The sequence below is a fragment of the Arthrobacter crystallopoietes BAB-32 genome (genome assembly GCF_000328305.2).
In the GTDB taxonomy this organism is placed as follows: domain Bacteria; phylum Actinomycetota; class Actinomycetes; order Actinomycetales; family Micrococcaceae; genus Crystallibacter; species Crystallibacter crystallopoietes_A.
In genome coordinates this window covers 1-9,652 of record NZ_ANPE02000097.1, presented here as the reverse complement: position 1 = coordinate 9,652, position 9,652 = coordinate 1, and the positions used below count along the sequence as shown (strand labels likewise).

General features: G+C 60.4%; 8 protein-coding genes. 1 reads left to right on the top strand and 7 read right to left on the bottom strand.

Annotated features, from left to right (window positions below; translation table 11 throughout):
* Positions 1-186 precede the first annotated feature (186 nt).
* The 3 genes from D477_RS07075 to D477_RS07065 form a co-directional block, all read right to left on the bottom strand.
* Positions 187-906 (bottom strand): YoaK family protein, encoded by a 720-nt coding sequence (locus tag D477_RS07075; RefSeq protein WP_005268325.1) that lies wholly within the window; start codon positions 904-906, stop codon positions 187-189.
* Positions 907-987: 81 nt separating this feature from the next.
* A complete protein-coding gene (locus D477_RS07070) occupies positions 988-2,706 on the bottom strand; it encodes a gamma-glutamyltransferase family protein (RefSeq protein ID WP_005268324.1) in 1,719 nt (572 codons plus the stop codon).
* Positions 2,707-2,716: 10 nt separating this feature from the next.
* Positions 2,717-4,084 carry an MFS transporter gene (locus tag D477_RS07065; protein ID WP_190273535.1) on the bottom strand — a complete coding sequence of 456 codons (1,368 nt, stop codon included), beginning with the start codon at positions 4,082-4,084 and terminating at the stop codon, positions 2,717-2,719.
* 78 nt (positions 4,085-4,162) lie between these two features.
* Between D477_RS07065 and D477_RS07060 the strand changes: the two genes are divergently transcribed.
* Entirely contained in the window at positions 4,163-5,044 is an 882-nt protein-coding gene (locus D477_RS07060) for a FadR/GntR family transcriptional regulator (RefSeq protein WP_337587553.1), read from the top strand.
* 296 nt (positions 5,045-5,340) lie between these two features.
* On the opposite strand, the gene D477_RS07055 is transcribed toward D477_RS07060, so the two are convergent.
* From D477_RS07055 to D477_RS07035, 4 genes are all read right to left on the bottom strand, one after another.
* On the bottom strand, positions 5,341-6,531 hold the full coding sequence (locus D477_RS07055) for an MFS transporter (protein ID WP_202804084.1): 1,191 nt from the start codon (positions 6,529-6,531) through the stop codon (positions 5,341-5,343).
* Between the two features lie 288 nt (positions 6,532-6,819).
* Positions 6,820-7,749, bottom strand: a complete 930-nt coding sequence (locus D477_RS07050; RefSeq protein WP_005268320.1) for an alpha/beta fold hydrolase — start codon at positions 7,747-7,749, stop codon at positions 6,820-6,822.
* Between the two features lie 271 nt (positions 7,750-8,020).
* Positions 8,021-8,485 (bottom strand): DUF4383 domain-containing protein, encoded by a 465-nt coding sequence (locus D477_RS07045; protein ID WP_043846028.1) that lies wholly within the window; start codon positions 8,483-8,485, stop codon positions 8,021-8,023.
* A gap of 869 nt (positions 8,486-9,354) precedes the next feature.
* Positions 9,355-9,652: aldehyde dehydrogenase family protein (locus D477_RS07035; RefSeq protein WP_005268317.1), on the bottom strand; the 298-nt coding region annotated here is incomplete at its 5' end.

The window sequence follows — 9,652 nt, the reverse complement described above, 5'->3', positions numbered from 1 at the left end:
GGCAAGTTCCTGCCGGCGGCCCAGACACGTTTCTCCGGCCTTTTCCTAGGAAAAATGCCCAAGCCTCTTACGCCTTCCGATTCAGGAGGGAGCGGGCGGGAGCCAGCCCGCAAGGAAACCGCCGCTACACCCGACAGCAGGACCCAAGCAGCCAGGTCCGCATAAGGCCCCGCAAGCAGGCCTTTCTTACACGCTGATCCTCTCCGGCTCTTCGTCCCGCGCTTGGTTCAATCTGTCTGAGCGCGAACGAAGGGATCCGCTTAGCGCCACCACAGCAGTGATAGCAGCAGACAGCGCCACTCCGGTCCAGGCACCAACCAGCAGTAAGGCGGCACCGGCGACGGCACCTAGCAGGATGAGCCCTATGGCCAGGGTCCGGCGTACCCACAATGCATCTGGTCCTGGTCTGCCTCCGATATCGGCCGCCAAGGCCGTGATTGTGGAGGTCACCACCACAGTGCTGACCTCGGCTACTTTGACTTTCCGGGCCACAGCAGCTTGGAGCCCCATAACCAGAGACAATACGGACGTAGCAGCATGTCCACCGAAACCTGATGGTTCCCCGGCGACGGCAAGCACTACCGCGAGGGAAGTCAGGAGCACGGCAGCACAGGTAAGTGCTGCACTGATCCGGTTGGTCCATCCCGAAGCCGCGTTTCTCAGCCAAACACCCGTGAACGCCGCGCCCAGCACGAAGGTGAGAAGCGCTATGGCCGGCCGGAGCGCGGGCTCCCCGCCTCCACCAAGGGCCATGCCAATCAACACTATGTTTCCGGTCATGTTTCCTGTGAATACGCGATCGAGTCCAAGAAATCCGATAGCGTCGCACACGCCCGTAGAGAAGGTTAGGGCCAGCATTAACGTCAGGTGGAGCCTGCTGGTCGACAGCGAAAAGCGGTGAGTCACATCAATCCTCGATGGTCGGTGGAAAGGTACCTCCTGCCCTTGCCAAGGGCAGGAGGTACCTTGGGGAGACGACGTGTAAGTTCACCTTCCCAACGCGTAGGCGTGTCTGCGGAAATCTGCAGCGGCGGTGATCCGACCCTCCGCGAACTGGCTGCTCGTTGCGGTCACACTGGTTAGGGGCCATTCAGTTACCGGCCAGGGCTTTACAACGTGCCCCCGCTGAGTAAGCTCATCAGCCACCGAGGCCGGGAAAGGGTCCTCAACCCGCACCACACGAGGTTCGCGCCTATGGGGTGCAAACGAATCAGGGAAGTCGTACGAATAGACCCGAGGAGCCTCGATTGCCTGCTGTGGATTCATTCCGAAGACCGTATGGTTCAGCAGAAACTGCAGCATGGCCTGGGTCTGGAGGTCTCCGCCCGGAGTGCCGAACGGCATGACGGTTCCATCCCGATGACGGGCCAAGGCAGGGTTGGGAGTGAGCCGAGGACGTCGTCCCGGCCCCAGAGCGGCGGGATGCGCCGGGTTGAGGCGCGACTGAACGCCCCTAGGAGAGACCGCCATTCCAGTACCCGGAACTACGGGGGACAGATGCATTACCCCGTCACTGGGTGTGGCCGAGAAGGCATTGCCCCATTGATCCACGACACTGACGTAGGTGGTGTCGTTGTAAAGACGGCCCGATTCCCCCGCCGTGACCAGGCCGTTGTCGTTCGCAAACGGGTCGGTGAAGGTGTTTGCCCGCTTCGGGTCGATCTGGTTCCTCAGCTCTGCCGCATGCGTTGCAGACAGCAGATGCGGCAGGGGAACATCCACGAATTTCGGGTCACCGTAGAATCGCTCCCGATCTTGAGCAACGAGTTTGATAGTTTCAACCAGAGTGTGGATATATCCGGCTGAATTGTGGCCGAGACCTTCGAGGTCGATGTCGTGCAGGACGTTGAGTTGCTGAAGGAGCATAGGTCCCTGTGACCACGGGCCACATGAATAGACGCGCGTTCCGCGGAAGTCGACGTTGAGCGGTTCCTCAATGCTTACGCTGTACTCGGCGAGATCTTCCATGGTCAGCAACCCGTTGTGGCGTTGATGATACGAGACAAAGGCTTTGGCGATATCACCCTTGTAGAAGGCATCACGGGCTGCCTTCAGGCCGGCAGAACGTCCCTTGCCGCTGGCAGCTGCTTCTTCATCGGCCATATACGTCAGACTGTCCGCAAGATCCACTTGCTTGAACAACTGTCCTTCGACAGGTGCAGCCCCTCCCGGAAACAGGATGCGGTGCGCCTCGGTGCCCGCAGGGAACTCCGATTCGCGCGCGGCGACCGTCTGGGCCATTCCGTCGTACATGTAGAAGCCGTCACGCGCATACCGAATGGCGGCGGCCGCCACCTCGGCGAACGATAGGGTGCCGTATCGGTCCAGGGCAGTTATCCAGGCGTCGGGGGCACCCGGAACGACGGTGGCTTCGATGCCGCCGGGAACATGGTCATGGCCTTGCTCTGTCAGTCTTTCGATGCTTGCGGCGGCCGGCCAAGTCCCCAGTCCATCAATCGAGATTGCCTGATCTGTATCGCGCAGGTAGACGATTATGGGTGCCACGCCCGAGAAACTGCATTGCTGGCTTTCGACGACGTTGAGTACCAGACCTGCACAAACCCCGGCATCGATGGCGTTTCCGCCATTCTCGAGAATCTGAAGTCCTGCTTGGCTCGCCAGAATATGGCCGGCAGCTATGCCATGGGTGGATCCAACGATGTTCGGTCGGCGCAGATGCTTGCTGAAGTCCCACGAAGAGCTCATTTTTTTCTTTCTATCGGTTTGTGGCTGGGACGGTTGACCGTCCCCGCCGTGAGGGAAGGTCCTGGTTCAAGTCGCGGCCTGCCACCTCCGGCAGGGACGCGGCGCAGGAAGCCGTAATGACAGCGAGCAGTGCGATATACGCCACGATCAGCCAGGGCTGACCCCCGCCCGCCATTAGCAAGGCGGTAGCAATCAGCGGCGTGACACCGGCAATCAGAGTCTGGAGCTGGTAGACGAAGGAAGTGCCGCTTGCCCGGATATGCGTCGGGAACAGCTCCGCCAACATCGCGGGTGTCGGGCCGATAATCAGGACGCTGGCCAATGGCCACGCTACGATCACACCGAGGATGATCAGGGCGTCATTGCCGGTACTCATGAGCATGAATCCCGGTCCTGCCATCAGTCCCATCACAACTGCGCCGGTGATGACCAATGGCCGCCGGCCAATTCGGTCCGAGAGTGCCGCTGCAACAGGTATTAGGACCAAATGGACGGCGTTTGCCGCAGCTCCTGCACCCAACGAGAGCCCCGGGGACGCTCCTGTCGTGGAGACGATGAAGGAAACCGCAAAAACAGTGAAAACATTGGCGGCTGCGGCATCCACAAGGCGCGCGCCGACGGCTCGAAAGAGGATGGATTTATGGTTCTTCAACAGTTCAACGATCGGGATGTGATCGGCTTTCGGTGCATCCTCAAGGGCCTTAAAGAGCGGGGTCTCTTGGACCCGCAAGCGAATCAGCATGCCGACCGCCAAGACAACCGCGCTCAGGAGGAAGGGTACCCGCCAGCCCCAGGTCAGGAACTGATCCTCCGGAAGGGCGGAGAAAAGAAAGAAGACTCCAGACGAAAGCAGCAAACCAGCCGGTGCTCCTGCTGCCGTGGAGCTTGTCCAGAATCCGCGCTGCCGACGGGGCGCGTGCTCCGCGGTGATCAGTGCAGCACCGCCGAACTCCCCACCGACGGCTATGCCTTGCACGATGCGGAGCAGCGTCAGCAGGATTATCGCCCAGGCGCCCGCCGTTTCGAATGTCGGAAGGAGGCCAATCAGGAAGGTGGCTACCCCCATCAGCCCAAGCGTCATAATAAGCATCGACTTGCGGCCGGTGCGGTCGCCCATGTGCCCGAAAATGATGCTTCCCAGCGGGCGAGCGAAGAAGCCGACCGCAAATGATCCGAATGACCCGAGCATGCTGAGGAAGGGGTCGTCAGTGACGAAGAACAGCTGCTGGAAGACCAGCGCTGAAGCCCATCCGTACAGCCCGAAGTCGTACCATTCGAGCGCCGTCCCGGTGAAAGCACTGAGAGCCACAGTCCTCATGCTTTTCTTCTGACCAGTCGCAACTACGCCTGGATTGGTGGAAACCAAGTTCTTCTGCATACCCATACCTATGCTGTTGGCCCTGGCGGCGGAGGCTCTCGCCGCCGGGAGCGTGGATTGTGGTGAAGATGTGGAGGGGTGACGAGGGCTTCCCAAAGCCCGGGTCTAGTAGCGAGAGCAGGTGTGAGGCTCTTCACTGGTCTATTGGTCCAACCAATATGCCATGAACTACAATCAGAGACAAGAGTCTTCCGAGAGAATGGTGCCTTCGTGGTGGACTGGTCGGGCATAAATACAAGTTGGACATCCATAGGCGGCAACTTAGCTGCCGAGCTGGAGCTAATGATCGGTCGAGGCGAGCTTCCCCGCGGCCAAAAGATACCTCCCGAACGCGAATTGGCCTCCCGCCTCGGGGTCTCAAGAACCACACTGCGGGAAGCCATGCTGGAGCTCGAACTCCGCGGGCTCGTCACCCGTCGCCCAGGCCGCGGTACCGTCGTAGTTGATTCCACTACCAACGTCCAGGAGACACAGCTGTCGTCCGCCCTGGGGGAAGCACGTCGCGACTTCACGGAAATTATGGAAATGCGCAGAACGATTGAGCCGGCGATCGTTTCGCTCGCTGCGACGAAGGCCAGCCCATCGGACATCCAAGAGCTGGAGGAACTGTTGCAGCGTGCGGCAACAGAGTCCAGCGCAACGAAACTGCTCGAGCTGGACGTGCAATTCCATGTGAAGGTCGCAGATCTGGCGCGGAATTCTCTACTGTCAGAACTGATCAGGATAGTCAGCAAGTGGGCGGAATCCTCCCGACGTCTGGGCTTCCAGGGCTCCGAGCGCAAGGCGACCTCTTTGGCAGGACACCAGGAGGTCATAGAGGCGTTGAAAGCCGGGGATCCAAAAGCTGCGGAAGAAGCCATGGCCCGGCACCTAGGCCACATCGAGACCCTAATAGCCCCGCAGGAAGCCCATTCCGCAGGCACAGCAATGACAGGCAAAACTGACGGGGATCAAAGTTAGAAGCGCGACCAAAGGCCGGCCTTCGGGGCAATATCCTCTCGCTTGCTATGGAGAAGCAGGAGTTCGCCTTTGGGCGCGAACAGGTCGCCCTCACGACAAAAGCTGATCCCTCGTCATCAAAGAGAGGTAGGCGCCTGAACGTCGTTGATGGCCGACACCGGAGGGAGATCACGTTTATTGCTCCGTGAGTATCCCCCCACATCCGATTCCCTTTACCCTTAGGGCCGGGGCCAAGCTCCTGCTGCCGAACGCCTCTGTGCCGTCCTCCCACTCGAAGCTGCACGATCGTTCCCCGGCTAGCCGGCCCTTTCAGACGTGACATCAATGGGATCTTCGCCGATTGTGGACGCGCCAACCGCCACTCGATCTGCAAGTATGACGCCCACGACGCAGCAGGCGGCCGGTAGAACGAGGGCGAAGGTAAGCCCGATCCCCTGGGAAACCCAGCCGATGATTGCGGGACCCGCTAGGAGGCCAAGGTAACCGGCCCCAACAATGCGGGAAATTACGACTCCTCGATTTGCGCCCCCCAAGTTGCCGGCCGCCGTGAAAATCTGAGGCACGATACCCGAAAGGCCGAGTCCGAACACACCCCATCCGATGAGGGTCAGGACGTATGCCGGGGAGAAGACGACAGTGATCATGCCCATGACCGCAAGTAATGAGCCTGCGCGCACCACCTTGACCGGCCCGAACCGGCCGACGACGAAGTCTGCTGTGAAACGACCGATTGTCATCGCCGCGGCGAATGAGCCGTAGGTGAGCGCGGCGGCCGAGTCGGACTGACCGAGATGGTCAACCGCATGGAGGGCACTCCAATCGTTTGCGGTCCCTTCCGAGAGCATCATGAGGAACGCCAGGCAAGCCAGGACGATGCTCGTTGAGCGCCGTCCGCGCACGCCAGGCGTGTCGATAGCCGTATGTTCACCGGCGGTGGTCTCCGTTTTGTTTTCTGTCTCCGTGTCTAACAGCGCTGGGTACGATTTGGCTGCAAGAATGCCGGCAATGACGGCACCGGTTCCCAAAGACCAGCCCAAGGAGAGCCCGCTCGCCTGAAGGCCGGCCCCGAGCAGGGCTCCGGCTCCGCCGCCGAGCGAGAAGAAGGCGTGGAAGCTGGACATGATGGGCCGGCCGAAGGCGTGTTGGACGATGACGGCTTGGTCGTTCATGGCAACGTCAATCGAACCGGTGCCAAGACCCAGGATGAGCAGCGCTCCTCCGAGTTGCCATGGCTCATCTGCCAGGCCGGGGAGGTTGACTCCCACGATGAGGACAAGGACGGCGATCAGGGAAGCCCGCCGGCTGCCGATGCGGTCGACTAGTGGTCCGGCGACCATCATTCCTATGAAGGATCCGAGACCGAGCAGCAGCAATAGGCCGCCCAAGACTGCATGAGAAATGCCGGTCTTTTGTTCGACGGCGGGGATGTTAACCACCCAGACCGCAAGCGTCAGGCCAGCAACGAAGAATAAGACAGCTGTTGCCACCCTGGCGCGGCGAAGGCTAGGAGGAATGGGCGGCATCATGAGATTCGTTTGTCGTTCCGGGTAAGGGACCGGCTCGGAAAGACCGAGAGCCTAGCGGTCAAAGAGTGCAGCCCTTGGGGGCCCAGGGATGTGGCCATGATCGGGGCGGACGGATCTAGCCCCTCGTTGCCGCAATGCTTACGCGACATGCCGTCTCGTCCCGGGCGCCGTCGCGACCATTCGCCGGATAATCCCGCGTATCCCTCCGGGGCCACTGTAGTCGGCCGTCCGGACCAGCAGTTGGTACAGCTAGCGATGGCCATCGCTACCTCCGCGTCGAATAGTTGATTCAGCCGGTGTACCTGCAGCCTGGGCGTTCGGCTCGTCCGAAGGGCCGGACCCTGGCTGGAAGTCGCTTGAGAGCGGGGCGCGTCGCGCGTTGCGGCCAATCACACGCACGAAATCCTCCCAAAGCTCTGGGATGATCTGATGTCCCATTTCGGCATAGATGTGCAGTTCCGAATTTGGGATCGCAACCGCAGAGGCAATCCCTCCCCGGAAACTGATCAACCGATCATCGCGCCCATGAATCACTGCTGTGGGCATGCGCAGGTGCGGCAGCTGCAGGCTCAGGTCGGGGCAGCTGCGCAGGGCACGCGCCTGCCGTTCGAAGCCGTCAGGGCAGTAGCTTCGGTCGTAGATTGCCGCGGCGAATTCCTCGATCCAGTCCTCCTCGAATCCCTCGAGGCCTGAGATCTGCTCGCTCGAGATCCATTGACGGATGGCAGACTCACGGTCGTGGGCCGGCTCTTGGTCCAAAAGGGCACGGACTTCCTCATCATCTTCTAGGAGGTAGGCCGGGTCCGGTGCCGAGTAGATGAGGCAGAGGCTCTGTACGAGTTTTGGATGCGTGATGGCGAGGATTTGCCCAATCATTCCGCCCATTGACTGGCCAACTACATGAACTGACTGAATCTTTAGGACATCCAGTAGGCCAGCAATGTCATTGGCCATGTCCACGAGCGTGTACTCGACACCGGGGTGCTTCGAGGAGAGGCCTGTATCCCTGTTATCAATCAGAATCAGGCGGAATCCCTGCTCCAGGAGTGCCTGACAGAACCCGGGATACCAACCGATCAACTGCTCCCCCAGTCCGTGGATCAGGAGCAATGGCTCCCCCTGATTCGGCCCCGTGAGCTCGTAATACAACCGCGCTGACCCCGTATCGGCGTAAGGCAACTGCGCCTCCTGATTCCACTCGTGTTGTATAACGTACTACCTGTTACATCCGATGTGCTAGTAGAGGGAGCCAGGTGTGTGCCATGCAGCCCCAAGATCCTGGGAGCTTGGTGGCCGCCGGCGTCACACCGCGCTTCCCTTCTCCTCCAAATCGCTCGCCGAATCCTAAGCGCCAGAAACTAGATCTTAGGAGGCGGTGCTGGGTCGTCGCGGAAGTGGCGGGCCAGGACGGCGATGCCGGGTACGCACCTGTCGTTCTTTACCGGCTGGGCTATTGCGTCTTGGGTTGTCCCGGGCCCGGCCGGCGGGTGAGGAACACTGCCATTGAGGTCATGGCGAGGCCGAGGATCAGATGCAGCCAGTTGCTGTCGTTATTCACCGGCAGGAAATTAGCGGCCGAGTCGCGGTTGATGATCAGGCCATGGACCCAGAAGGCCAGGTAGAAGGCTCCGCCGATCATCAGGCAGCTGCGGGCCCCGGATGCAGTGCGGGCCTGCCACAGGGCAGCGGCGCCAAAGAGCAGGTGCACGATATTGTGCAGAACGGATACTTGGAATACGCCCAGGAGCAAGGCTTTGGAGTCATGTCCCGCAAAGCGCAGCTGATCAATTTGATCAGTGACTCCGGGGATGAAGCCGAAGATGCCGGTGATTAGGAGGACCGCGCCGACTGTAGCGGCTCCCTTTTGAACGTCGGTCCTGGTCCTGCTTCCCGCAGTCGCATTGCTTGTAGTCATGTTCTCCTTTAGCGAGTAGTTCCGTGTGCCGGGGGCGGGACGCCGGCGAGTCAAAAGGCAGTCATCACTGGACTTAGTTCTACCTCCGACCCGTTACCCGTTGGATCAGGCAATCGACCTGGACGCATCGGGCCTTCTGAACTCTCCGGTATTGAGACCGAAAGGGTCGACCACGTCGAGGACCTGGCCCGCCTGTTTTGAACACTCTGCTCCTTGCCGAACGGAACATAAATGGCTCAGGCCCCCCACGTTGCGAGGGGGCCTTGGCGGCTTGAAAAAACTAGGAGAGCCGGAGGACTTCCACGCCGTCGTCGGAGAGAATGAGTCTACGTTCGTTGAGATCCAGTAAGCGGACCCAAACGGCTCCGCGGTCCCGGGTAAATTCATCGATAACCGCGAGTTGTTCCATGTGAGGATATTGTTGGCGGACGCGTACGCAGTCTCCGACCTGGAGGTCGCTCCAGCCATTCACATCGGTCACTTCCTGTCCCTTCAATCGGTCAGTCGGTTTCGGGGATATTGCAGAATCTGCATGGGGCCTCTTCGCAGCCCGATTTGACGGGCTCAAAGGATGAAGCCGGGCGATGTTCCTGAATCGGGCGCCGGCTAGATCCGTTGCCAGTTGAGGCTGTTTGGATTGCTGTGGCTGTCATCGTGGTCTTTCTGTTGCCGCGGTGGTGCACCGGGACCCGATGAGTGGGGAGACCCAGTGGCTGTACCATTTCCGCCACTTCCGGACTGATCCCGTGGTGCGACAACCAGGGTCGTCTCGCACGACTTCGGAACAGCGTTGTTGATGAGGGTCTTTTGGGGCACTGCCTGCGACATGTGATCGCAGGCAGTGCCCCCAAAAGCGTTGAGCGAGGCGCCTAGCGCAGGGTGATCCAGACGGTCTTCAGCTCGGTGTACTGGTCGAAGGCTTCCAGGCCCTTCTCGCGACCACCGAAGCCGGAGGTGTGGAAGCCACCGAACGGGGTCGTGATGTCGCCTTCGCTGTAGCCGTTGACGGCGACGGTGCCGGCTCGAACGGAGCCTGCAACCTTAAGTGCGGTGTTGATGTCGCGGGACCAAATGGTCGCAGCGAGCCCGTACTCACTTTCGTTGGCGATACGGATGGCTTCCTCCGGCTTGTCGAATCCGAGGACTGCAACGACGGGACCGAAGATT

Bases quoted from the DNA above. Each gene is read 5' to 3' on its own strand.
- D477_RS07070 (WP_005268324.1), bottom strand. From the start codon at position 2,706: ATGAGCTCTTCGTGGGACTTCAGCAAGCATCTGCGCCGACCGAACATC.
- D477_RS07065 (WP_190273535.1), bottom strand. From the start codon at position 4,084: ATGCAGAAGAACTTGGTTTCCACCAATCCAGGCGTAGTTGCGACTGGT.
- D477_RS07045 (WP_043846028.1), bottom strand. From the start codon at position 8,485: ATGACTACAAGCAATGCGACTGCGGGAAGCAGGACCAGGACCGACGTT.